Here is a 22,317-nt window from a genome sequence, read left to right on the forward strand (position 1 = left end):
TCTCAGCGAACACAGGCCACCGGCTGCAAAATCTGCAACAAGCGATCATTATCACAGACCAGCGCGTCCAGTGTGATTTCATCCAGCGACGCATAAAACACTTCGGCTGCATCGCGCAGGGCCAACCGCAATCGACAGGCATCGGTCAGCGGGCACGTGTTGTCCGCATCGGCAAAGCACTCCGTAATCGGCAGATTGCCTTCCACATGGCGAAACACCGATCCGATCCGGATCTGTTCCGCCGGACGGGCCAGCATCATGCCGCCGTTGCGCCCGCGTTGCGTGTTCAGATAGTTCAGCTGGCTGAGCTGGTTGATCACCTGCGCCAGATGGTTTTCCGAGATGTTGCACACTTCGGCAATCTCGGCCTTTGTCACCAGCCGATCCTGATGCGCCGCGCAATACATCAGCAGGCGCACTGCAATATTCGTCCGTTTGGTAATCCGCATCACAGGCCTCCCAAATATCAAGATGCAGTCTTATTGCATGTTCCGCAAAAAAGCGGTTTGACATACATCAATCGAGATCCAGGACGGTACAGCGCATGAAAGACCCGTATTTCTTCGGTTATGGCAGCCTGGTCAATCTGGCCACCCATGACTTTCCCGATCCGCATCCGGCCCGGCTGAAGGGCTGGCGGCGCGCATGGCGACATACCGACCTGCGCGAAGTGGCGTTTCTGACAGCCGTACCTGACCCCGATGCCGAAATCGAAGGCATGATCGCGCATGTTCCAAAGAACGACTGGGCAGCGCTGGATCAGCGCGAATGGGCCTACGATCGCGTGACTGCGACGCAATCAGTGACCCACCCCCTGGCGCATGAAGTTGAAATCGCCGTCTACGCCGTTCCGCAGGATCGGCACAATGCGCCAAGCAACAAACATCCGCTGCTGCTCAGCTATATCGACGTGGTGGTGCAGGGTTATCTGCGCGCTTTCGGTCTGGACGGAGCAGATCGTTTCTTCGCCACCACGGACGGGTGGGACGCCCCGATCCTGAATGACCGCTCCGAACCCCGCTATCCGCGCCATCAACAGCTCCGCCCCGACGAAACAGACTTCGTCGACGACCGCCTGCGCAGTATCTCGGCAAACATCGTTCAAAACGCATAAAAAAGGGGCCGGATTCAACCAGCCCTCTTCATCTTTTTCAAAATACTCTCGCCGAAGGCACGCGCCGCAAGGCGCGTTTCATCACCCCCGCGCGCGGATCACCTGCAACAGGGGCAACAGGGCCGCCATCTCGGGCCCGCGTTCCATCCCCGTCAGCGCCTTGCGCAACGGCATGAACAGACCTTTGCCCTTGCGGCCGGTCGCTTCTTTCACGGCGCTGGTCCATTTACCCCAGGTTTCGCCGTCAAACGGGCCCTCCGGCAGCAGCGCCATCGCCTCAACGATGAACGCGCGATCCTCATCGGCGATCAGTGGTTCCGCGCCTACGCGGCACAGCTCCCACCAGGCTTTCAAATCGCCCAGCGTGGTGATGTTCTCGCGCGCCATGGCCCAGAACGGCTCGGCCAGATCTGCCGGAACACCGGCATCGGCAACAGCATCAGCCACATCGGCAAGCGGCAGTGATTGCAAATACTTCGCGGTCAGCGGGAACAGGTCCTGCACGTCAAACTTGGTGGGCGCGGCACCAAAGCGGCTTACGTCGAACCCGTCAATCAATTCGGCCATATCCGCGCGCAGTTCGACCGGGTCGGACGATCCCAGACGTGCCATCAGGCTCAGCAAGGCCATCGGCTGCACGCCCTGTTCACGCAGATCCCGCAGCGCCAACGTGCCCAGACGTTTTGACAGCGCCTCGCCCTGCGGACCGGTCAGCAAAGAATGGTGGGCAAAGCGCGGGCAGGTGCCGCCCAGTGCCCTGATGATCTGAATCTGGGTCGCCGTGTTGGTTACATGGTCCGAGCCGCGGACCACGTCGGTCACGCCCATCTCAGTGTCATCCACAACGGAAGCGATCGTATAAAGAACCTGACCGTCACCACGGATCAGCACCGGATCGGAAACCGAGGCTGCATCGATCGAGATGTCGCCCAGAATACCGTCGGTCCACTCGATCCGCTCGTGATCCAGCTTGAAGCGCCAGACCCCGTTGCCACGTTCGGCGCGCAGCGCGTCTTTCTCGGCCTCGCTGAGGTTCAGCGCGGCGCGGTCATAGACCGGCGGTTTGCCCATGTTCAGTTGCTTCTTACGCTTCAGGTCCAGTTCGGTCGGCGTCTCGAAAGCCTCGTAGAACCGCCCCATCTCGCGCAGCTTGTCGGCGGCCTCGGCATAACGGTCCAGACGCTCGGACTGACGTTCGACCCGATCCCAGTGCAGGCCCAGCCATTCAAGGTCCTGCTTGATGGCATCGACATATTCTTCCTTCGACCGCTCAGGATCGGTGTCGTCGATGCGCAGGATGAACGTACCCCCGTTTTTGCGGGCAATCAGATAGTTCATCAGGGCAGTGCGCAGGTTGCCCACGTGTATGTAACCGGTGGGCGACGGGGCGAAGCGGGTGGTGGTCATGGATATCTCCTGTTGGCGCGGCTCTTGTCACATGAGGGGCGTTTTGTCCAGCAAGCGAATGAGGCCCCGGGCAAGATTGGGCGCGCCAGGAAAGGCTCAGGTCGGCTCGACTTGCCAATGTCGGCCCAGATCTTCAAGCCCCGCGACGATCAGCTCGGACAGAACCGAAGGATCGATATCCGCCAGCTTGTTCACGTAAAGACAGGATTTCCCAAGTTTGTGTTTTCCCAGCCGGGACAGGATGTCACCGAAATCAGCATAACCGGGCATGATGTAGATGGAATGCGCCGCCTTGCGCGGGGAAAACCCGGTTGCCAGAAAGTCTCCTTCGCGCCCGGATTTGTAGCGATAGTGATAGCGGCCATACCCGATGATCGACTGTCCCCACATCATCGGTTCAAATCCGGTTGCTTCGCGAAACAGCGCATCCAGCACACGCGCCTCGTCGCCCTTTCGCGGTGGCAGGACGGATGACAAAAACCCGTCGACCGGCTGCCCTGTCGGCTGTGTTTTGTTTTCGGATCGGGACATGAGCAAAAATTAACACGTAATGTTTATCCATGCAGCCCATGTCAGGCGGGTAAGATATGGGAAATGACCCACAGCGGGCTAGTTCCAAGACTGGTGTCCTGACAGGGAGAAACATAGTGACCATCAATTTGACAAGAAGAGCAGCGCTCGGCGCTGCCGCAGCAATGCCATTTGCGTCGGCTGCAGCTCCGGTTCTGGCCAATGATGCTGAAACCGGCGCAAACCCGACAACCGCCAGATCGTTCGCGCTTGGTGATTTCACTGTTACAACATTGCTGGATGGCAGTCTGCCGCGCGACGGCGCCAAGGAAATTTTCGGCGGCGGTGCATCGGACGAGGAATTCGCGAGGGTTTCCGCCGAGAACTTTATTCCAGACGACATGGCCCAGTTCTTCTTCACGCCAACGCTGGTCAATACCGGGTCCGAAATGGTGCTGTTCGACACAGGCCTCGGAAAAGGCGGGATTCAGGCGGCACTGGCCGATGCCGGTGTGACACCCGATCAGATCGACGTGGTGGTCATCACCCACATGCACCCCGATCACATCGGCGGCATGACAAACAGTGACGCACCGACCTTTCCGAATGCACGCTATGTGACCGCCTCGAACGAATACGATTTCTGGGCCGCGCAGGAGGCAGGAAACCGGGTCGGCGATCTGGTTGCGGCCAAGGTGACGCCACTGGCGGACAAGATGACCTTTGTCGAAGACGGCGGCGATGTTGCGTCCGGCATCACGGCCATGTCTGCCTTTGGCCACACGCCCGGCCATACGGTCTATCATCTGGAAAGCAACGGCCGGCGTCTGATCCTGACTGCGGATCTGGCAAACCACTATGTTTGGTCGTTCGCCCATCCGGAATGGGAAGTCCGGTTCGACATGGACAAGGCGGCAGCCACCGCGGCACGGCGCAATGTGCTGGGCATGCTGGCGGCCGACAAGGTGCCGATGATCGGTTATCACATGCCATTCCCCGCAGCGGGATATGTCGAAACCCGTGGTGAAGGGTTCCGGTTTGTCCCCGTCAGTTATCAGATGATGGGCTGACCCCAAAGACACAGGATTTCATAGCGGACTCGGCCCGCCCTTGAACTAGGGCGGGTTTTTTTGCGCGTGGATTTCCACCTGCCGCAACCTGCGGTGGCCTTACCAGCAAAAGTTCAGATCGCGCAAAAGCCGCACGACCGGAGGCCTGTTCGACTGGACCATCGCAGGCCAACGAGCCACAGCGCTACACCTCATCGAGCGTCACTAGTTCTGTCTGTGCGACATTGTCCGGCCAGTCAGAAAGCTTGAAACCGTCCTTGGTACTCTGGGGCAGTTCACCGGCAGGGCGAATCGAATCCACACCTGAAAAGTGTCGCGCTCAGCGGTGAGTCTCTACTTGGTTGTATTGAGCATCAAACTGCCAACCACCCGCGCTGAGTCACGCGGGTAATGGCCTATCAGAATGAGACAAGGTCAAGCCGTTACGAAGCCAGCACCCCCGTCCCTAGAATGACGGCACTGCATCCGTAATTTCATCAAAAGGGGAATCAAATGAGCATTTTGTCCAAACTGCTGACTACCACTGCAAGTGTTCTCGTATTGTCAATGACCCCAGCGGCGGCTGTTTTGACCGGCTTTGTCGCAACCTCCGCTTATGCCCAGGAAGGCGAAGGCGAGACTGAGGGTGGTGGTGAAACCGAGGGCGGTGGCGAAACCGAAGGCGGTGGCGAGACCGAGGGCGGTGGCGAGACCGAAGGCGGTGGTGAAACCGAAGGCGGTGGTGAAACCGAAGGCGGTGGTGAAACCGAAGGCGGTGGTGAAACCGAAGGCGGTGGTGAAACCGAAGGCGGTGGTGAAACCGAAGGCGGTGGTGAAACCGATGGCAACTCGGGCGGTGATGAAGGCGGCAGCGAGACCGAAGACGATGGAGACACCGAAGGCAATTCGGGAGATGACGAAGGGTCAACCGAGAATGACGTAGAACGGCCGGGCGAAGATCGCTAACCAAACACGGTTGGTATTACCGGAAATGCCGAATGATCAGAGCTTTTAAAGCTCACGATCAAAATCCTTCGGGAAAGTTCAATAAAAAGGCCGGTGCTGTCCCGCACCGGCCTTTCAACTCTGTACGATATCTTCAGTCGCGCAGCAGCTCGTTGATGCTGGTTTTCGAACGGGTTCTTTCGTCCACACGCTTCACGATTACGGCGCAATAGAGGCTGATATTGTTCTTCGACGGCATCGAACCCGCAACGACCACCGAATAGGGCGGAACCTCGCCATACATGACCTCACCGGTTTCGCGATCCACGATCTTTGTGGATTTACCGATGAAAACACCCATCCCCAGAACCGAACCTTCGCGGATGATGCAGCCTTCGACCACTTCCGAGCGGGCACCGATAAAGCAGTTGTCTTCGATGATGGTCGGACCAGCCTGCATGGGTTCAAGTACCCCGCCGATGCCGACGCCACCTGACAGGTGCACGTTCTTGCCGATCTGCGCGCAGGATCCGACGGTGGCCCAGGTGTCGACCATGGTACCTTCGTCAACATAGGCGCCAAGGTTCACAAAGGACGGCATCAGAACCGCACCCGGTGCGATATAGGCTGATTTGCGGACAACACAGTTGGGCACGGCGCGGAAGCCGGCGGCGCGCCACTGGCTCTCACCCCAACCGGCAAACTTGCTGTCGACCTTGTCCCACCAGCCACCGGCCTGCGGTCCGCCAGCGTGGATTTCCATGTCCTTGATGCGAAAGCCCAGCAGAACTGCCTTTTTGGCCCACTGGTTCACGTGCCAATCGCCACTTTCCAGCTTCTCGGCAACGCGCAGCGATCCGCTGTCCAGCGCGTTCAGTGTTTCCTCAATCGCCTCTCTCTGCTCGCCGGTGCTGGCGGGCGAGATCGTGTCGCGAACCTCCCAGGCGGCTTCGATTGCGGCTTCCAGTTGCGCATTGGACATGAGATCACTCCCTGCTGAATCTGTTCACGTTGTTTTTGCCTATAAGCAAGCCACACACAGGGCGCAATGCGGCGTAGGCGGGCGGTTTTGCGTCACTCGTGGGACAAAGACCATCGCCCGGGTGATTATCCGCAGCCTTTCGCGGCTTTTGTCAGCTGGCCCGGCGTATGTGCCGAACCAGTATCGAGACAGCGGCGGCAGCGTCCCTGCCTTTCATCGCGCGCACGATGGCGGCGTGATCAGTGTCTGCGCGTTGCTTCCACCGGGGACGCCAATAGGCAAACAGATGGCGCGCGCTGGCGATATGCAGATCGTCAATCGTGTGAAGCAGGCGCGGCAACCCGCAGGGTGTCAGGATGGCCCGGTGAAAAGCACGGTTTCCCGCCTCCCACTCCGGCATGGTCCGGGCCGCGTCGCAGGCCAGCCGTGCTTCGTCAATTTTCCGCAAGGCGGCTGGCGTCAGGTTCTGAACCGCGTGCTGCATCGCCAGCGATTCCAGCGCCACGCGCATTTCGATGACCTCGCGCACTTCGGATGGGTCCAGCGCAGTGACCCGCATCCCCCGCCGCGGCTCGCTTTTGGCCAGCCCATGCGCCTCCAGCCTCAGCAGCGCTTCGCGCACCGGAACATGGCTGGTCTCGAATGCGCGGGCGATATGGTCCTGACGCAGTTTTTCACCGGCGATCAGGTCGCCGGTGACGATTTGCTGGCTGAGTTTCTGATAAATCGTATCGGCAATGGTCGCGGTCATAGATTGTAGATAAAAATGAAGCCCGCCTTCCACAAGCAGATAATTCAGCCCGCGAACGGGTCCGGGGCAATATTGCCGCCGCAAATCAGAACGGCCACTTTCTCGCCCGGTTCCGGCCGATAGGCACCCGACATCAAGGCCGCCAAAGCCGTTGCCCCCGCCGGTTCCACCAGAAGCCTATGGGCCCGCCACAATCCGCGCTGCGCCTTGGTAATGGCCGCATCCGGGACCAGAACCGATGGCATGCCACGCGCCAGATCGAAACAGATCGATCCGATCCGCCGCGCGCCCAATGCGTTTGCCGCAACCCCTGATACGGACACGTCCACCGGTTCCCCGGCCAGCAACGCGGCGTGCAGCGCGCAGGAGGTTTCCGGTTCGACCGCTACAACTTTGCGCGCACCCTGAAACCAGGCCAAAGCCCCGGCGATCAGACCACCGCCACCGACCGCGACAAGAACGGTATCCGCCTGCAAGCCCTGCGCCTCCCACTCGGCGAAACATGTGCCCTGCCCGGCCACCGTCGCCGGTGCATCGTAAGCATGGATCTGCATTGCCCCGGTTTCTTCTTCATGAGCCCGGGCCAGGGTCAGCGCATTGGCGTATTCGCCGGGAACAACGCTCAGGTCGGCACCAGTCTGCTCGATCAGCGCAATTTTGGACGGCCCCGCCAGTTCCGGCACAAAAATCTTGGCCGGGTGGCCCAGCGACTGCGCCGCATAGGCCGCCGCCGCACCGTGGTTGCCGCCTGATGCCGCAACAACGCCCGCCTCGGGCACATCCAGGCTGAGCAGCGTGTTGAAGGCCCCGCGTGCCTTGAAACTGCCGGTGTGCTGCAAATGCTCCAGCTTCATTTCAATCGGAAACCCCGGAATACGGCTTTCCATCACCGGCGTGACCTGTGCATAGCCGGCAATGCGATCCCGCGCCGCCGATATTTCACTCTTCCAGTTCATTCTTGTCTTTCCGTGGCTGGCACTCTGTCCGCGAACCCTATAGCTGTTTGAAAAACACGCAAGCAGGGATCGTTCACCCATGAGAGAAGACCGACTCAGCCCCTTCCGCGACGCGCAGACCGACCGATCGACCGCAAGCGAGGTGCCGGACACGCCACAGACACGGTCGCCCGCCTATCGTCTGGCCTTTGCCGACGAGGACTTCATGTGCCGGGAAGAACTGCGTCCGGTACGCCTGCAACTGGAATTGCTGAAACCCGAGATGATCATGACCGAGCGCGAGATCACCTCGACCATCGTGATGTTCGGAGGGGCCCGCATTCCCGAACCGTCACAAAAGCACACCGCCCGGACCGAAACGCTGGCCGGTCTGTCGCAGTATTACGACGAAGCGCGCGAATTTGCCCGGCTGATGACCCTGAAGTCGAAGGAAACCGGCTGCCGCGAAAACGTGATCGTCACCGGCGGCGGTCCCGGCGTGATGGAGGCCGGAAACCGCGGCGCACAGGATGCCGACGGTTACTCGATCGGCCTGAACATCGTGCTGCCGCACGAACAGGCACCAAACCTTTACGTGACACCGGACCTGAGCTTCAATTTCCACTATTTCGCGATCCGCAAGATGCATTTCCTGATGCGCGCCCGCGCCATCACCATCTTCCCCGGCGGGTTCGGCACGATGGATGAACTGTTCGAGTCGCTGACCCTGATCCAGACCGGTCGTATGGAACGCGTCCCCTTCCTGCTGTTTGGCCGCGCATTCTGGGAAAAGGTCATCAACTGGGAAGCTTTGGCGGACGCTGGCACCATTTCGGACGAAGACCTGGACCTTTTCCGCTTTGTCGACACGGCACAAGAGGCGGTCGGGATTATCGAGAACTGGGAACCCGCCCCGCCCCGCGACGAAATTCCGGGGCGCTGACGGATGACGGCGCCAAAGACCGGGGAAATGCTTCACCTGCGCGGGAATGCCCTGAAAATGGGCGACCCGGTGGCGCTGCCGCTGACGCAAAGCAGCATGTTCCACTTGCCGGGCCCGCCAGATGGTCACGCGACCTACGGACGCGTCGACAATCCAACATGGGTACATCTTGAGCACGTGCTAGCACATCTTGAAGACGCGCCCTGCCTCAGCTTCCCGTCGGGCATGGCGGCGATATCGGCGGCGTTGTTTGCGACCGTGCAAGCCGGATCGCGCCTGCTGATCCCTTCGGACGGATATTACGTCACGCGCCTGCTGGCGGACAGGTTTCTCTCACGCCTTGGCGTGAAGATCGAGGAACGTCCCACCACCGCCTTTGCCGAGGGCGGCTTTGGCGGGTTCGATGTGGTCTTCGTCGAAAGCCCTTCGAACCCCGGACTGGACATGATCGATCTGGCAGCCGTAGCCGGACAGGTGCGCGCCGCCGGGGGGCTGACCATTGCCGACAATACGACCCTAACACCATTGGGCCAGCGCCCGCTGGATCTGGGCATCGACGTCGTCGTGTCTTCGGACACCAAGGCGATGGGTGGGCATTCCGACATGCTGATGGGCCATGTGGCCAGCCGCGACGCCAAGATCATGGAGCGGGTCGAGGAATGGCGGAAGATCTCCGGCTCGATCCCCGGACCTCATGAGGCATGGCTGTTGCACCGCGGGCTGGAAACGCTGGACGTCCGGTTCGACCGCATGTGCGCGTCGGCACAGGTTCTGGCGGAACGGCTGGCGGCGCACCCGGCCGTGAAAAAGGTCCGTTACCCCGGTCTGCCCGATGATCCGTCCCATGCACTGGCACAGGCCCAAACAGCGCGGTTCGGCTTTCTGCTGTCTCTGACACTGGACAGCGAGGCCAACGCCGAATCCTTCATCAATGCCTGCCCATTGCTGCGCCCGGCCACCTCGTTCGGAGGCATCCACAGTTCGGCCGAGCGTCGCGCTCGGTGGGGCGACGCCGTCGATCCTGCCTTCATCCGCCTGTCGGTCGGATGCGAGCCGGTGGAGGAACTGTGGCAGGCCATCGAGGCCAGCCTGAACGCGCTGTGATTACTTCTTGGGCTCACGCAGTTCTGTGAACACGTAGATCGGCAGCACCACGCTGGCGATCAAAGCCCCCAACCAGACCAGCAAAGTTGCAGCCAGCAGATTGGAGATGCCGCCGACGGTAAGGCCCGTCGTCACCAGATCAGTTACCAAAAGGCCTACAAATGTCACGATCAGCGCAATCCCGCCTTTCAGCGCGGGCGCTTTCTTCTCTCCCAGCTTCAGGATCAGCGGTTCGGCCACGACCTGAACAAGGGTGAATACGATCACCACGACAATGAACGAGATTGGCCGGATCGCGAAACCGGACAACAGAAGTGAGGCGATCAACAACCCGATGGCATTCCCCGCCAGAAGGGCCAGTGCGGATTTTATTCTGCGTGTCATGGGGGCTCCGTCAGAAAACAAGCTGAAATATGCATATGTTATCAGACCTGCGGGAATTTGCGAGCGGTTTCAAAAGCCTCTTCCAATCGGGGCATTGAAATCGCATGATAAAAAACAAGCCCAACGATCAGACGTGACCCGCGAGAGTGAGATGAGCGACGAGCCATATTCGGTCCTTGGCGTCCAGAAAGACGCCAGCGCCGCTGATATCAAGAAAGCCTACCGGCGCATTGCCAAGGATTGCCACCCGGACCTGAAACCGGGTGACGCCAGAGCCGAGGCAAAGTTCAAAGCTGCCGCAGCAGCCTATGATCTGCTGAAAGACCCCGAAACGCGGGCGCGCTATGACAATGGCGAAATTGATGCATCGGGTCAGGAGAGACCGCAGCAGCAATATTACCGCGACTATGCCGAGGCGGCAGGAAATCCCTATCGTTCGGGTGCGTCTTATGGCGACCCCGAGGATATGTCCGACATCTTTGCCGAGTTCATGCGTGGGCGCGGCGGGCGCGGCCAGGACCGCAGCCATGAATTTCACGCGCCCGGTCACAACCTGAACTATTCGCTTCAGGTCAGCTTTCTGGACGCGGTGTTCGGGGCCAGTCAGAAGTTGACCCTGCCCGATGGTGATCGAATCGAGGTCAAAATCCCCGCTGGCATCACCGATGGTCAGACCATCAGGCTGCGCGGCAAGGGTGCGCCCGGATATGGACAGGGGCCTGCGGGCGATGCGCTTGTCACCATCTCGGTCGCCAAGCATCCGGTCTTTGACCGGCAGGGCGACGACATCCACATCACTCTGCCGATCTCGATCGACGAGGCGATTCTGGGCGGCAAGGTTCCCGCCCCCACCATAGACGGTGGCGTGAACGTCAGCGTCCCGGCGGGGACCAGCAGCGGCAAGACCCTGCGCCTGCGCGGCAAGGGTGTCAAAAAGCGGGGTGCGTCCGAGCGCGGAGATCAGCTAATCGAACTGATCGTGACCCTGCCGGACAAGGTCGATGATGACCTCAGGGCCTTCATGGAAACCTGGCGGGAATCGCATCGCTACGATCCACGCGAGGGGATGCCGTCATGACCCGACACCTGACAGAAGACGAAGTGCTCGCAACTATTGCCCGCCTGACACCGGATCGGCTGTCCGTCTATCTGGCCGCCGAAATTGTGATCCCCGAACAATCGGAGCAAGGGCTTGTCTACCAAAGCATCGACGTCGCCCGTCTGGAACTAGCCTGCGAACTGCATGATCAATACGAAATGGAGCCCGACGCGCTGTCGATGATGATTTCCCTGATCGACCAGATGCATTGTCTGCGCGCCGAACTGCGCGAGGTTCTGAATGCCGTCGATACCCAGCCCGAACCGGTGCGCCAAACCCTGATCGAGGTCATCGGGTCGGCCCGGTTTGGTCGCAGATAATCTGCGATCAGTTGTTCACAAGGTAGTCTTCCGGCACGAAAAACGTGTAATCCCGATCCGCCACGGCCTCGTGGCAGTCGTGACAATAGGAAACAGCTTCTGACCGAGCGCCCATCGTGTCCCCAAAGAGCGATCCGTCCGGCATAACCATGATATAGCGCCAGTCACCGGTTTCAGGGCTGGCGCCTTTGGCCAGCTTTTCCATTACGAACATGGCACCCGGGTGCAGATTGCCGGTATCGGTCACCGTCATGCTGTCTTTGGCCAGAACAGACCCCATCGGCAACTCTTCGCCCTCTTGCAGGGTTCCGTAATTATGCGCCATGCGATTGGCGTAACTGTTCACGTAGCGCTGACCGTGTGTGGCCGAGATATAAGGCGCATCGTTGAACAGCGGCCAGCTTTGATAGTTCCGGATCAAATCCATCTGCGCAGCCGCGTACCCGCGCGCCAGACGCTTTTGCAGGGACTTATAGAACTTGCGCGCATCCTTTTTCGACAAATCCGCCGGGTTCTCGATGGCCAGATGCGCGTCTTCATCACTGGACTGAGCCGCAGAGAAGGACGGCAGGGCCGTTGCCATGATCAGGAAAACGAGGGGTTTCAAAAGCTGAATCTGGTAACGTGCAATCATACTGGATGACCCACCTGAGTTGAAAAAGGCTTGCCTTGTTTCAGCGCACCTGCGTCAGATTCGATAATAACAGGCGCAAAAAAACCTGCCACAACCGGTCCATGGCTTTCACCGCCTTGTGCACACGCGTGACCCCCCCGGGCGCCGACAAGATGAAACATAACAAATCGCGCATATAAAGAACAGGCGCGGGAACATTAATTCTCGCGACCGGCAGGGTTGCAAGGGTCAGGGTCAGGTTCCCAGACCGGCCTCGGCCTCGATCTGCCTACGGGACTTCCGCGCGCGTTCGGTCGCCGATTTCAGCTGCCCACAGGCCGCCATGATGTCCTCACCCCGCGACTTGCGGATGGGTGAGGCGTATCCGGCCTGATAGATGATGTTGGCAAAGGCCCGAATGCGGTTGTTCGAGCTGCGCTTGTACGGCGCGCCGGGCCATTCGTTGAACGGGATCAGGTTGATCTTTGCCGGAATGTTATGGCGCTTGATGTGGTCGATCAGGCGGTGCGCGTCTTCGTCACTGTCGTTCACGCCATCCAGCATTACGTATTCGAACGTGATCCGTTCCGAGTTCGACGCGTTTGGATAGCTGGCCAGCGCCTGCAGCAACTCTTCGATGTTCCAGCGCTTGTTGATCGGCACCAGCACATCGCGCGTTTCATCCGTGGTCGCGTGGAAAGAGATCGCAAGCAGACACCCGATTTCTTCGGCAGTCCGTGCAATTTCCGGCACCACGCCGGATGTGGACAACGTGATGCGGCGGCGCGACAGGGAAATCCCTTCAGGGTCCATGGCGATCTTCATCGCATCGCGGACGTTGTCGAAGTTATACAGCGGCTCGCCCATGCCCATCAGAACGATGTTTGACAGCAGACGGGTTTCGTCCTTGGGCGCGCCGGGGACGGGCCATTCCTCAAGGTCGTCGCGGGCCATCATAATCTGACCTACAATCTCGGCCGCCGTCAGGTTTCGCACAAGTTTCTGAGTGCCCGTATGACAGAACGAACAGGTCAGCGTGCAGCCGACCTGAGACGAGATGCACAGTGTCCCCCGGTCTTCTTCGGGGATATAGACCACTTCGACCTCATGCCCGCCGGCGATGCGACACAGGTACTTGCGGGTGCCGTCTTCGGACACCTGACGGGTCACAACCTCGGGAACCTCGATGACGAAATGCTCGGCCAGTTGCGCGCGATAGGCTTTGGCCAGATTTGTCATCTCGGCAAAGTCGCGCACGCCCCACTGATAGATCCACTGCCAGATCTGGCCGGTGCGCATCTTGGCCTGCTTTTCCGGCGTCCCGTGTTCGATCAGAACCTCGCGCAAGCGGTCACGGGTCAGACCGACAAGGTTCACCTTCCCCTCGGGCAATTTGCGGGGGATGGTCATGACATCCTGAGTGATCGGCGCTTTGGGCGACATGTGGTTATCTCGAAGAATTCTGGCTTGGGATGCGCCTCTATATAGGATTGCGCGCAAAGATCAAAAGGAATCGTGCGACTTAATTTGCCATGCGCAGCAATTCGTCCACGCGCGCCCGACCCAGATCAATGCGGCAGGACGTGATGGCAATCCCGGTTCCAGACCCGCCGCCATACGACGCACCTACGGCGTCACACTGCGTATCGCGATACGTGGTCCAAGCTTTTTGTGCGGCCTCAAGTGCGGGTTGCGCGGCCATGCGGCCTGTAACCTCATCCAACTCTGCTGCTGTCTGCATGGCAAAATCGTAACTGGCCTTCACTGCCATGTTTACGCGTTCTTCCATTTTCCCGACGCAAGACCCGATCTCAACCTGCGAACCCGCGTCAGAGCATTCCAGGCTGGGGTCGGCCAACGCTGCGGATGAGAATAGCAGTGCGATCAAGACGTAACGCATCATCGTTTCCACATGTGAACCCTTACATCAGGTCACAGTAGCACGTGTTTTCCGGCGTCCCAATCGCAGTTCGGTCGCAAAGACCAAGTCGATGCGACCGAAACAAGTACATTTCGCTTTCAGGGTTTCAGATCAGGCGAATACGTCAAACGCCCGGGGGAAGGATATCGCAATCCGCAGCGTCCAGGGTTTGTACGGGATCTTCCGGGCCACATTGTTCACCGGTCACAGGGTATGTTTCGGCGGTCTTTTCACACGCGCTCAGCAACATCGCGGCCATCATCAGCGCGGCAAGTGATTTGTTCAGCATTGGCAGGTTCCTTCTGAATTCCTGAACCGATTAGTTCAGAAAAAGCGGGTAGCCTGCCTTGATGCGGATCAAGTTCAGGATCGAACGTTGCGTCAAGGAAAAGACTGCATTGCGCCTTTTCACGAAAAAGCCCCGCCGGATGACGGGGCCGCATGAACTTGAAATGAGCGCTTAGTTGGTGCAGCGCTTCTCGGCGTCTTCGATCGCTGCGGTGAACCCCAGCAGCGAGAACGTGTCTTTGGTCTGAGTTCCGCGTTCTGAGCGCGCCGTCAGAACTGCTTCGGTGCCGCGCTTCATTGCTGCAACCACCTTAAGGTCTTCGCCTTCAGTTGCTGGCCAGGCCCATTCGCCCTCGGTGATCAGTTCAAACTCGGTCCCGTCGACATTCAGATTGACCGTCGATCCAGGCGCAAAGGGATAGCCGCCGGTAAACGTGACCTGCCCTTTAACCTCGGCATTGGGGCGGAAGAACACAAACAGCAGAATATCGCTGCGGCGCACCGAAACCACTCGGCCACCGCGTGTGTTGACCGTTTCCCTTGGCGCAGAAACGCTCCAGCATTCCGTCGGATCGCTTTCGACAAAAACGCTCCAGTCGGTTTTTGCCGCAACCCTGTTGGTGCTGCTTGCCTGTTGGGCCGTTGCGGTTGTTGCCATCCCGGCCATGCACAAGCCCGCAACTGCGCGGACTAGTCTTGATCCCATTTGTCCAGCCTCCTAGCCCGACCCATACCCCAAACCGATCGGACGCGCCCGCGAACCCTTATGGTCCGTCTCTCGTATGTTGCGCATTCCGATAATTGCCGACATACACACACTAACGCAGGTTTCGCCACAGGCGAAAGGGCGATTGGCAGAAATTTGCGCATAATTTCGGAGGATAACATGACGCAGCCCGTGGCAATGACAGAACTGTGGCGCGGCTCGCTGCTGGAAAGCCTGCATCTGGGCCATGCAGTGATCTGTGACGACAGTGGCCAGATCGTAAAAAGCTGGGGCGATCCGCAGGCGGTTATCTATCCGCGGTCGTCGGCCAAGATGATCCAGGCTCTGCCGCTGCTCACCTCGGGTGCTTCAGCCAGATACGGGTTGAACAGCGAACATCTGGCGTTGGCCTGCGCGTCACATAGCGGTGCCGCGACTCACACTGATCGTGTGTCGACGTGGTTGGATCATCTAGGTCTGGCCGAGCCTGACCTGCGCTGCGGCCCGCAAGAGCCGCAGGACATGGCCGCGCGGGATGGGTTGATCCTGGCCGATGATACGCCCTGCCAGATCCACAACAACTGCTCGGGCAAACATTGCGGGTTCCTTTCGGTGGCGCAGCATATGGGCGCCGGGCCGGAATATCTTGAAATCGATCACCCGGTTCAGCAGGCCTGCCTGGCGGCCTTTGAAGAAACCACAGGTGAAACCAGCCCGACCTATGGAATTGATGGGTGTTCCGCCCCAAATTTCGCGACAACACTTTCGGGTCTGGCGCGGTCGATGGCCTGGTTCGCCTCGGCGGCGGACCGATCTGGCCGGGCCAGCGATGCCGCGCGCCAACTGACCGAAGCCATGCTCGCGCATCCTGAGCTGGTTGCCGGGGAAACCCGGGCCTGTACCGAACTGATGCGCGCCATGAATGGTCGCGCTGCAATCAAAACCGGGGCCGAGGCGGTGTTTGTCGCCATCATCCCCGAGAAACGAATGGGCGTTGCGCTGAAAATCACTGATGGCACAACCCGCGCCAGTGAGTGCGCTATCGCTGCTATTCTGGTCAGCCTCGGTGTGCTGGAGGCCGATCACCCGGCCACCCGCAAGTTCATGAACGCCATTCAATACAGCCGCCGTGGGCTGGAATGCGGCGTGATCAGACCTGCACCGGGGTTTCCCGGCTAAGCCCGCTACATCTCGATCTCATGCACCTCAGCCACTTCGACCGAGCCCGAGCCATTGACGACCATTGGACAGCCTTTGGCCATTTCGGTCGCGGCATCGATGCTGTCGGCCCGAACGACGGTGAACCCCGAGGCGGGGTTGGCGCCGCCATTATCGGCAACGCCATTGTTGCTGACCGTATAGGACTGACCCACCGGGTTGCCGGGGATATCCAGCGAATCGCCCATGCCCTGAAACCAGGCACCCCATGCGGCCATGGTCGCCTCGATCTCGGCGGGGTCGGTTGGGGTTGTCCCCCCGTGATAGACAAACAAATATTGGGGCATATCGCTCCTCCCTTTTTGAAAACCTACGTGCACTGGGCCTGCAATTTGCGCAGGGACGAAGTCCAGCCCATCTCGTGATTGGCCGCTGCCTCGGCATCCGCGAGCTCGCGGTGATCCACGGTCAGTCGCGCCCCGGTTTGCGTCGCTGCAACGGAAAAAGTCACGTGGCTTTCCGCTCCGCGCTTGTCCTGATCGTCATGCCAGGCCCAGGTGAAGCCAACCGACTTCGGCGGATCAACATGGGTCACGTGACCGGACACCTTGAACTGTTTGCCCTCATCGTTCTGCATGACCGAGAACCATGGTCCGGTTCGTGAAAAGTCCAGATCATACTCGGGCACGTGTACGCCTTCCGGCCCCCACCATCGCGACAGCTTTGCGCCGTCGCTGATCCAGGCAAACAGGGTTTCGGGGCTGACGGGAAATTCCCGTTCGAGTTTCAGGTCGGCCATGAATTCTCCTGTTCAAGTATGTCGCCCAAACGGTCGAGGCTGGCCTCCCAGAACTGCCGCTTGGAAATGGTCCATTCCGCAATCGCGCGCAGGCCATCGGGCTGGATTGAGTAAATCCGTTGAGTGCCATTCACCCGTTGCCGCACCAGTCCGGCTTCCCGCAGAACCTTGAGATGACGAGAGATCGCGGCACCGGACATGCCCCGGCCTTCAATCAGATCACCGGCGGGCAGCTCACCCTTCTCCATAAGTTGTTCAACGATCGAAAAGCGGGTGGCGTCGGACAGGGCAGAAAAAGCGGTCAGAAGCGTGTTCATGACCCATAATTAACACATGAGTTAAATAAAGGGAAGCCTCGATCAAATCGAGACGAATTCCGCGCGTGTGTAGCCCTGCAGGTAAAGCAGCGCCGTCAGATCACCATGGTTGACGCGAACCTCGCACTGCTCAGCGACCGACGGTTTGGCGTGCAGCGCGACGCCGGTTCCGGCGCGGCTCAGCATGCCCAGATCGTTGGCCCCGTCGCCCACCGCAATAACATCGGCCTCGGCCAGGCCCAGGCGGCTGGTGACCTGCTCCAGGGCTTCAATCTTGGCCTGACGCCCCAGGATGGGGTGCTGGACTTTTCCGGTCAGCTTGCCGTTTTCGAACAGCAGCGTATTGGCCCGGTTTTCGTCAAAGCCCAACAGTTCAGCGACCCGTGCGGTGAAAGCGGTGAACCCGCCAGAGACCAGCGCTGCATAACCGCCATTTGTCCGCATCGTGCTCAACAAGGTCTTACCACCGGGCATCAGTGTAATACGTTCATCCAGAACTTTCTCTATGACGCCGACATCAAGACCTTTCAGCAGGCCGACCCGCTCCGTCAGCGCGCCTTCGAAATCCAGTTCGCCGTTCATAGCCCGAGCCGTGATATCCTTGACCCGTTCACCGACACCCGCCTCATCGGCCAGTTCGTCAATGCACTCCTGCTGGATCATGGTGCTGTCCATGTCCGCCAGCAGCATCCTTTTGCGCCGCCCTTCCGCTGGCTGCACGATCAGATCGACCCCCATCTGCTGCAAATCCGCCCAGACGTCCCAGCGATTTCCGGGCATCTCTGACAGCGGGAATTCCGCCGCCTCATCCGGGCTGAGCCACAGAATATCGCCACCGCCCCAGGCATTGCGCAACGACTCGACCAAAGCCTGGTCCAGCGTCCGTGTCTCGGGGCTGGTCAACAGAGTGGCAATGAACATAATCGATCTCCTGCAAGCTCACCTGCGAAGAATCGCGGGTACAGTGTTTCGGCCAGAGGCTGTTGCGAAAACACGCCCCGCTGGGTCAGGTCGTGCCCGCCCGTCATCCGACAGGTGCCTGAAGTTCCACGCGTCCCTGATCCGTCAGCAACCAGCATCTTCGACCTTCGAACACCGCGACACTCACGCTTTTTCCATAGCCCGCGCCGCTGTCCAGATTGACCCGGTTTCCGTAATGGGTCGCCCTGTCTACCGGTGTGTGGCCATGCACAATCAGCTTTGAATACGGCTTCTTGTGCGCATGAAAGGCCTGCCTGATCCAAACCAGATCGTTTTCGTTCTGATCGCTCAGCGACGCGTCGGGGCGGACGCCGGCATGCACGAAAGCAACCTGTTGGGTCTGGTACATGGCAAGAAGATCACGCAGGAAATTCACATGCGACTTCGGAACCGCCGCACGGGCCATTGCGTGCAGGTCTTCAAGCCGGAGGCGATCCTCGAACTCCACTCCGTAGCTGCGCAAGGTCTCGATGCCGCCAAGGCGCTCGTGCAGCCAGTGGTACCCGACCAGCAGATGGGGGTCGTGGCGGGGAACATCCTCCATGAACCAGGCGAACATTCGGTCGTGATTGCCCAGCAGCGTGATCCAGTCCCGGCCTTCACCGCGGCCGGCAATGAGCCTTTCGATCACACCCCGGCTGTCCGGGCCGCGATCGACATAGTCCCCCAGAAACACGATGCGCGCATCCGGCCCGCCATCGCGCTCGACCAGTTGCATCGCCCGTTCAAACTCGGCCACTTGCCCATGCAGATCGCCGACTGCGTAAACTGGCATTGTCATTGGTATCCTCCGGTGACGACCACAGGGAACGTTCTGGCGCAATTGACGACTTTCATAAAGCCGATACCCGCGGGAATGCACCTGCGGGTATCCGTGCGTCTCAGATTCTCAACAGGCTTCAGGCCACATCAAATTCCAGCGGCTTGATCTGCGTGAACAATCCGGTCTCCGCCAGTTTGGCCCGTGCCTCGGCCGGGACGGGTTCATCAACATAAAGCAAGGCGATCGCCTCGCCGCCAGCTTCGGACCGGCCGAGCGTAAAGTTCGCGATGTTCACACCATGCTCTCCCATGGTCTGTCCCAGCGTACCGATGATGCCCGGAACGTCCTCGTTGGTGGTATAGAGCATGTGCGACCCGATCTCGGCATCGATATTGATGCCCTTGATCTGGATGAATCGCGGCTTGCCGTCGCTGAACACGGTTCCGCCGATCGAGCGTTCGCGCTTTTCCGTGACGACAGTCACCTTGATATACCCGTCAAAAGCACCCGATTTGTCCTGATTGGTGGTCGAGATCTTGATACCACGCTCTTTGGCAACCACTGGTGCCGACACCATGTTCACCTCGGGGTTGAACTTCTTCATGATCCCAGCGATCACCGAACAATTCAGCGCCGCCAGGTTCATTTCCGCCGCGACACCATCGTAAAGGATGTTGATCGCCTTGATCGGTTCATCCGTCATCTGGCCAATGAAGCTGCCCAAATGACCCGCCAGTTTAATCCACGGCCCCATGATCTTGGCCTCTTCGGCGGTAACGCTGGGCATGTTCAGCGCGTTCTCGACCGCACCTGTCAGCAAGTAGTTCGAGATCTGCTCGGCCACCTGAAGCGCGACGTTTTCCTGAGCCTCTGTCGTCGCCGCCCCAAGGTGCGGTGTGCAGACCACGTTGGGCAGGTTGAACAAAGGGTTGTCTTTCGCAGGCTCGGCACTGAACACATCGAACGCGGCACCAGCGACGTGACCCGATTGCAGCATTTCGGCCAGCGCCTCTTCGTCGACCAGACCGCCTCGGGCACAGTTGATGATGCGTACTCCCTTCTTGGTCTTGGCCAGATTCTCGCGGCTCAGGATGTTGCGCGTCTGGTCGGTCAGCGGAACGTGCAGAGTGATGAAATCCGCGCGGGCCAGCAGTTGATCCAGGTCGACCTTTTCGACTCCTATCGCGTCGGCTTTTTCCTCGCTCAGATAGGGGTCATAAGCAATGACCTTCATTTTCAACCCATGCGCGCGCTCGCAGACGATGCCGCCGATATTGCCCGCACCGATTACGCCCAGGGTCTTGTTGGTCAGCTCGATCCCCATGAACTTGGACTTTTCCCACTTGCCCGCATGGGTCGAGGTGCTGGCCTCGGGAATTTGGCGCGCCACGGCGAACATCATTGCAATCGCGTGTTCTGCGGTGGTGATCATGTTGCCGAAAGGCGTGTTCATCACGATCACGCCCTTTTTCGAGGCCGCTTCCTTGTCGATATTGTCGGTGCCAATCCCGGCTCGGCCGATGACTTTCAGCTTGTCCGCCTTCTCCAGAATTGTCGGTGTGACCTTGGTGGCCGACCGGATGGCAAGACCGTCATATTGGCCAATCACCTCGGCCAGTTTGTCTTTGTCCTTGCCCAGGTCAGGCATGAAATCCACGTCGATGCCGCGATCACGGAAGATCTGCACGGCTGTTTCGCTGAGTTTGTCAGAGACGAGTACTTTGGGAGCCATATTCTTTGGTCCTTGAATTGTATGGGATGTCCGGGCCGGATGTGGCCCGGTGAATAAGATCAGGCGGCCTCAGATTGCGCCGCGATTTCAGCCTCGAAGGCCCATGCCAGCCAAGGCAGCATCGCCTCGATATCCGAGGTTTCAACCGTGCCGCCGCACCAAATGCGCAGGCCCGCAGGCGCGTCGCGATAGGCCCCGATGTCCAGCGCGATATTCTCGGCCTCGAGCCGCTTGGCCACAGCCTTGGCGAAACCCGCTCCGTCCTGAATGCGCGCGTCGGTGAACTTCAGACAGACCGAAGTATTCGACTGCGTCGCCGCGTCCTCGGCCAGATTGGCAATCCAGTCATTCTGTTTGCAGAACGCGTGCACCGCACCGGCATTGGCATCCGCACGGGCCATCAGCCCCTGCAACCCGCCGACCGAGCGCGCCCAGTCCAGCGCGAACAGGTAATCCTCGACCGCCAGCATCGACGGCGTGTTGATCGTGGCACCGGTAAAGATGCCCTCGATCAGCTTGCCACCCTTGGTCAGGCGGAAAATCTTGGGCAGAGGCCAAGCCGGTGTGTAGTTTTCCAGCCGCTCCACCGCACGGGGGCTCAGGATAAGCATGCCGTGCGCCGCCTCACCGCCCAGCACTTTCTGCCAGCTGAAGGTGGTCACATCCAGCTTGCCCCAAGGCAGGTCCATCGCGAAAGCTGCCGAGGTCGCGTCGCAGATCGTCAGGCCCTGACGGTCATCCGCGATCCAGTCGCCATTCGGAACCCGCACACCCGAAGTCGTGCCGTTCCAAGTGAACACCACATCATTGGCAAAATCGACCGTCGCCAGATCAACAATCTGACCGTAATCCGTAGTCTTGACCTCGGCGTCGATCTTCAGCTGCTTGACCACATCGGTCACCCAACCCGCGCCAAAGCTCTCCCATGCCAGCATCTCGACCTTGCGTTCGCCCAGCAGCGACCAGAGCGCCATCTCAACCGCGCCGGTGTCCGAAGCGGGAACAATGCCGATCTTGTAGTCGGCCGGAATACCCAGAATTTCGCGCGTGCCTTCAATGGCCGCCTTGAGCTTGTCCTTGCCGACAGCGGCCCGGTGCGACCGACCGAGTGCGGCGTCGGCCAGCTTGTTAAGTTCGAATGTAGGGGGTTTGGCGCAGGGGCCCGAAGAAAAACGCGGGTTCGCCGGCCGCAGTTCGGGTTTGCGCACGGCGTCTTGCGGCGCCGGTTGTTCGATAGTCATCTGTATTACCCTTCCAGATACACGCCCCTCGTTGGGGAGGGGTGTCCCGCGGACAGAGGTATGGTCAGTTTGCACCCGCAGCAAGCAGAAAAGACGCTTCGTTGGGTGAAAACGACATCCAAAAAGGGCACAAATTGGAACGCAGGTTTCCGATTGGCGAAAAACCCCGCCGGATGTTTCCGGCGAGGGGTTTTATCTTTCACTCAGCGGCTTCTTCGTATTCTGACATTGGAGGGCATGTGCAGATGAGGTTTC

At 59.6% G+C, this 22,317-nt stretch carries 27 protein-coding genes; 8 read left to right on the plus strand and 19 right to left on the minus strand.

Annotation, left to right across the window (positions count from 1 at the left end; translation table 11 throughout):
- Positions 1 to 2 precede the first annotated feature (2 nt).
- Positions 3 to 449 carry an RrF2 family transcriptional regulator gene (locus tag ACR0FE_RS10340; protein WP_170614159.1) on the minus strand — a complete coding sequence of 149 codons (447 nt, stop codon included), beginning with the start codon at positions 447 to 449 and terminating at the stop codon, positions 3 to 5.
- Between the two features lie 95 nt (positions 450 to 544).
- Between ACR0FE_RS10340 and ACR0FE_RS10345 the strand changes: the two genes are divergently transcribed.
- A complete protein-coding gene (locus ACR0FE_RS10345; protein WP_480912706.1) occupies positions 545 to 1,114 on the plus strand; it encodes a gamma-glutamylcyclotransferase family protein in 570 nt (189 codons plus the stop codon).
- Between the two features lie 81 nt (positions 1,115 to 1,195).
- Here ACR0FE_RS10345 and gltX read toward each other — a convergent pair whose 3' ends face one another.
- Complete coding sequence (gene gltX, locus ACR0FE_RS10350) at positions 1,196 to 2,521, minus strand: glutamate--tRNA ligase (protein ID WP_480912707.1); 1,326 nt, start codon at positions 2,519 to 2,521, stop codon at positions 1,196 to 1,198.
- Positions 2,522 to 2,617: 96 nt separating this feature from the next.
- Positions 2,618 to 3,052 (minus strand): DUF1801 domain-containing protein, encoded by a 435-nt coding sequence (locus ACR0FE_RS10355; RefSeq protein WP_480912708.1) that lies wholly within the window; start codon positions 3,050 to 3,052, stop codon positions 2,618 to 2,620.
- Between the two features lie 116 nt (positions 3,053 to 3,168).
- On the opposite strand from ACR0FE_RS10355, the gene ACR0FE_RS10360 reads away from it, so the two are divergent.
- Together ACR0FE_RS10360 and ACR0FE_RS10365 are read left to right on the plus strand one after the other, a co-directional pair.
- Positions 3,169 to 4,101 (plus strand): MBL fold metallo-hydrolase, encoded by a 933-nt coding sequence (locus ACR0FE_RS10360; protein WP_480912709.1) that lies wholly within the window; start codon positions 3,169 to 3,171, stop codon positions 4,099 to 4,101.
- Between the two features lie 492 nt (positions 4,102 to 4,593).
- Positions 4,594 to 5,046, plus strand: coding sequence for a hypothetical protein (locus ACR0FE_RS10365; protein WP_480912710.1), 453 nt, complete (start codon positions 4,594 to 4,596; stop codon positions 5,044 to 5,046).
- A gap of 133 nt (positions 5,047 to 5,179) precedes the next feature.
- Here the strand turns inward: ACR0FE_RS10365 and dapD are convergent, their stop codons facing one another.
- From dapD to ACR0FE_RS10380, 3 genes are all read right to left on the minus strand, one after another.
- Positions 5,180 to 6,007 (minus strand): 2,3,4,5-tetrahydropyridine-2,6-dicarboxylate N-succinyltransferase, encoded by an 828-nt coding sequence (gene dapD, locus ACR0FE_RS10370; RefSeq protein WP_170619300.1) that lies wholly within the window; start codon positions 6,005 to 6,007, stop codon positions 5,180 to 5,182.
- 151 nt (positions 6,008 to 6,158) lie between these two features.
- Positions 6,159 to 6,758, minus strand: a complete 600-nt coding sequence (locus ACR0FE_RS10375) for a GntR family transcriptional regulator (RefSeq protein WP_170614153.1) — start codon at positions 6,756 to 6,758, stop codon at positions 6,159 to 6,161.
- Between the two features lie 44 nt (positions 6,759 to 6,802).
- Positions 6,803 to 7,714, minus strand: coding sequence for a threonine/serine dehydratase (locus ACR0FE_RS10380; RefSeq protein ID WP_480912711.1), 912 nt, complete (start codon positions 7,712 to 7,714; stop codon positions 6,803 to 6,805).
- 79 nt (positions 7,715 to 7,793) lie between these two features.
- Between ACR0FE_RS10380 and ACR0FE_RS10385 the strand changes: the two genes are divergently transcribed.
- Both ACR0FE_RS10385 and ACR0FE_RS10390 read left to right on the plus strand, forming a co-directional pair.
- Entirely contained in the window at positions 7,794 to 8,636 is an 843-nt protein-coding gene (locus ACR0FE_RS10385; protein WP_321249735.1) for a TIGR00730 family Rossman fold protein, read from the plus strand.
- Positions 8,637 to 8,639: 3 nt separating this feature from the next.
- A complete protein-coding gene (locus ACR0FE_RS10390) occupies positions 8,640 to 9,740 on the plus strand; it encodes a cystathionine gamma-lyase (RefSeq protein WP_480912712.1) in 1,101 nt (366 codons plus the stop codon).
- On the opposite strand, the gene ACR0FE_RS10395 is transcribed toward ACR0FE_RS10390, so the two are convergent.
- Positions 9,741 to 10,124, minus strand: coding sequence for a hypothetical protein (locus ACR0FE_RS10395; RefSeq protein WP_170679273.1), 384 nt, complete (start codon positions 10,122 to 10,124; stop codon positions 9,741 to 9,743). It lies immediately after the preceding gene.
- A 151-nt stretch (positions 10,125 to 10,275) separates the two neighbouring features.
- On the opposite strand from ACR0FE_RS10395, the gene ACR0FE_RS10400 reads away from it, so the two are divergent.
- Both ACR0FE_RS10400 and ACR0FE_RS10405 read left to right on the plus strand, forming a co-directional pair.
- The gene (locus ACR0FE_RS10400; protein ID WP_480912713.1) at positions 10,276 to 11,202 is read left to right on the plus strand and encodes a DnaJ C-terminal domain-containing protein; all 927 of its coding nucleotides are present in this window, start codon (positions 10,276 to 10,278) and stop codon (positions 11,200 to 11,202) included.
- Positions 11,199 to 11,543 (plus strand): hypothetical protein, encoded by a 345-nt coding sequence (locus ACR0FE_RS10405; protein WP_480912714.1) that lies wholly within the window; start codon positions 11,199 to 11,201, stop codon positions 11,541 to 11,543. Before ACR0FE_RS10400 ends, ACR0FE_RS10405 begins: the two co-directional genes overlap by 4 nt.
- Before the next feature lie 7 nt (positions 11,544 to 11,550).
- Here the strand turns inward: ACR0FE_RS10405 and ACR0FE_RS10410 are convergent, their stop codons facing one another.
- The 5 genes from ACR0FE_RS10410 to ACR0FE_RS10430 form a co-directional block, all read right to left on the minus strand.
- On the minus strand, positions 11,551 to 12,177 hold the full coding sequence (locus tag ACR0FE_RS10410; protein WP_480522663.1) for a cytochrome P460 family protein: 627 nt from the start codon (positions 12,175 to 12,177) through the stop codon (positions 11,551 to 11,553).
- Between the two features lie 234 nt (positions 12,178 to 12,411).
- The gene (gene rlmN, locus ACR0FE_RS10415) at positions 12,412 to 13,599 is read right to left on the minus strand and encodes a dual-specificity RNA methyltransferase RlmN (protein ID WP_480912715.1); all 1,188 of its coding nucleotides are present in this window, start codon (positions 13,597 to 13,599) and stop codon (positions 12,412 to 12,414) included.
- A gap of 79 nt (positions 13,600 to 13,678) precedes the next feature.
- Positions 13,679 to 14,059 carry a lysozyme inhibitor LprI family protein gene (locus ACR0FE_RS10420; protein WP_480440782.1) on the minus strand — a complete coding sequence of 127 codons (381 nt, stop codon included), beginning with the start codon at positions 14,057 to 14,059 and terminating at the stop codon, positions 13,679 to 13,681.
- A gap of 142 nt (positions 14,060 to 14,201) precedes the next feature.
- Positions 14,202 to 14,366, minus strand: a complete 165-nt coding sequence (locus ACR0FE_RS10425) for a hypothetical protein (RefSeq protein WP_170679265.1) — start codon at positions 14,364 to 14,366, stop codon at positions 14,202 to 14,204.
- A gap of 171 nt (positions 14,367 to 14,537) precedes the next feature.
- Positions 14,538 to 15,071: an invasion associated locus B family protein gene (locus ACR0FE_RS10430; RefSeq protein WP_170614143.1), complete on the minus strand. Its 534-nt coding sequence runs from the start codon at positions 15,069 to 15,071 to the stop codon at positions 14,538 to 14,540.
- 180 nt (positions 15,072 to 15,251) lie between these two features.
- On the opposite strand from ACR0FE_RS10430, the gene ACR0FE_RS10435 reads away from it, so the two are divergent.
- Positions 15,252 to 16,250, plus strand: a complete 999-nt coding sequence (locus ACR0FE_RS10435) for an asparaginase (RefSeq protein WP_170614142.1) — start codon at positions 15,252 to 15,254, stop codon at positions 16,248 to 16,250.
- A gap of 5 nt (positions 16,251 to 16,255) precedes the next feature.
- Here the strand turns inward: ACR0FE_RS10435 and ACR0FE_RS10440 are convergent, their stop codons facing one another.
- From ACR0FE_RS10440 to ACR0FE_RS10470, 7 genes are all read right to left on the minus strand, one after another.
- Positions 16,256 to 16,576 (minus strand): YciI family protein, encoded by a 321-nt coding sequence (locus ACR0FE_RS10440; protein ID WP_170619302.1) that lies wholly within the window; start codon positions 16,574 to 16,576, stop codon positions 16,256 to 16,258.
- A gap of 23 nt (positions 16,577 to 16,599) precedes the next feature.
- A complete protein-coding gene (locus ACR0FE_RS10445; RefSeq protein WP_480912716.1) occupies positions 16,600 to 17,028 on the minus strand; it encodes an SRPBCC family protein in 429 nt (142 codons plus the stop codon).
- On the minus strand, positions 17,016 to 17,345 hold the full coding sequence (locus ACR0FE_RS10450; protein WP_170614139.1) for an ArsR/SmtB family transcription factor: 330 nt from the start codon (positions 17,343 to 17,345) through the stop codon (positions 17,016 to 17,018). The genes ACR0FE_RS10445 and ACR0FE_RS10450 overlap by 13 nt, the downstream gene beginning before the upstream one ends.
- A gap of 42 nt (positions 17,346 to 17,387) precedes the next feature.
- Positions 17,388 to 18,266: a phosphoserine phosphatase SerB gene (gene serB, locus ACR0FE_RS10455; protein WP_480912717.1), complete on the minus strand. Its 879-nt coding sequence runs from the start codon at positions 18,264 to 18,266 to the stop codon at positions 17,388 to 17,390.
- Positions 18,267 to 18,369: 103 nt separating this feature from the next.
- Positions 18,370 to 19,107, minus strand: coding sequence for a metallophosphoesterase family protein (locus ACR0FE_RS10460; protein WP_480912718.1), 738 nt, complete (start codon positions 19,105 to 19,107; stop codon positions 18,370 to 18,372).
- 118 nt (positions 19,108 to 19,225) lie between these two features.
- Positions 19,226 to 20,821, minus strand: a complete 1,596-nt coding sequence (gene serA / locus ACR0FE_RS10465; RefSeq protein ID WP_170614136.1) for a phosphoglycerate dehydrogenase — start codon at positions 20,819 to 20,821, stop codon at positions 19,226 to 19,228.
- 59 nt (positions 20,822 to 20,880) lie between these two features.
- On the minus strand, positions 20,881 to 22,062 hold the full coding sequence (locus ACR0FE_RS10470; RefSeq protein WP_480912719.1) for a phosphoserine transaminase: 1,182 nt from the start codon (positions 22,060 to 22,062) through the stop codon (positions 20,881 to 20,883).
- Between the last annotated feature and the right edge of the window lie 255 nt (positions 22,063 to 22,317).

It is taken from the genome of Ruegeria sp. K7 (assembly GCF_056531785.1).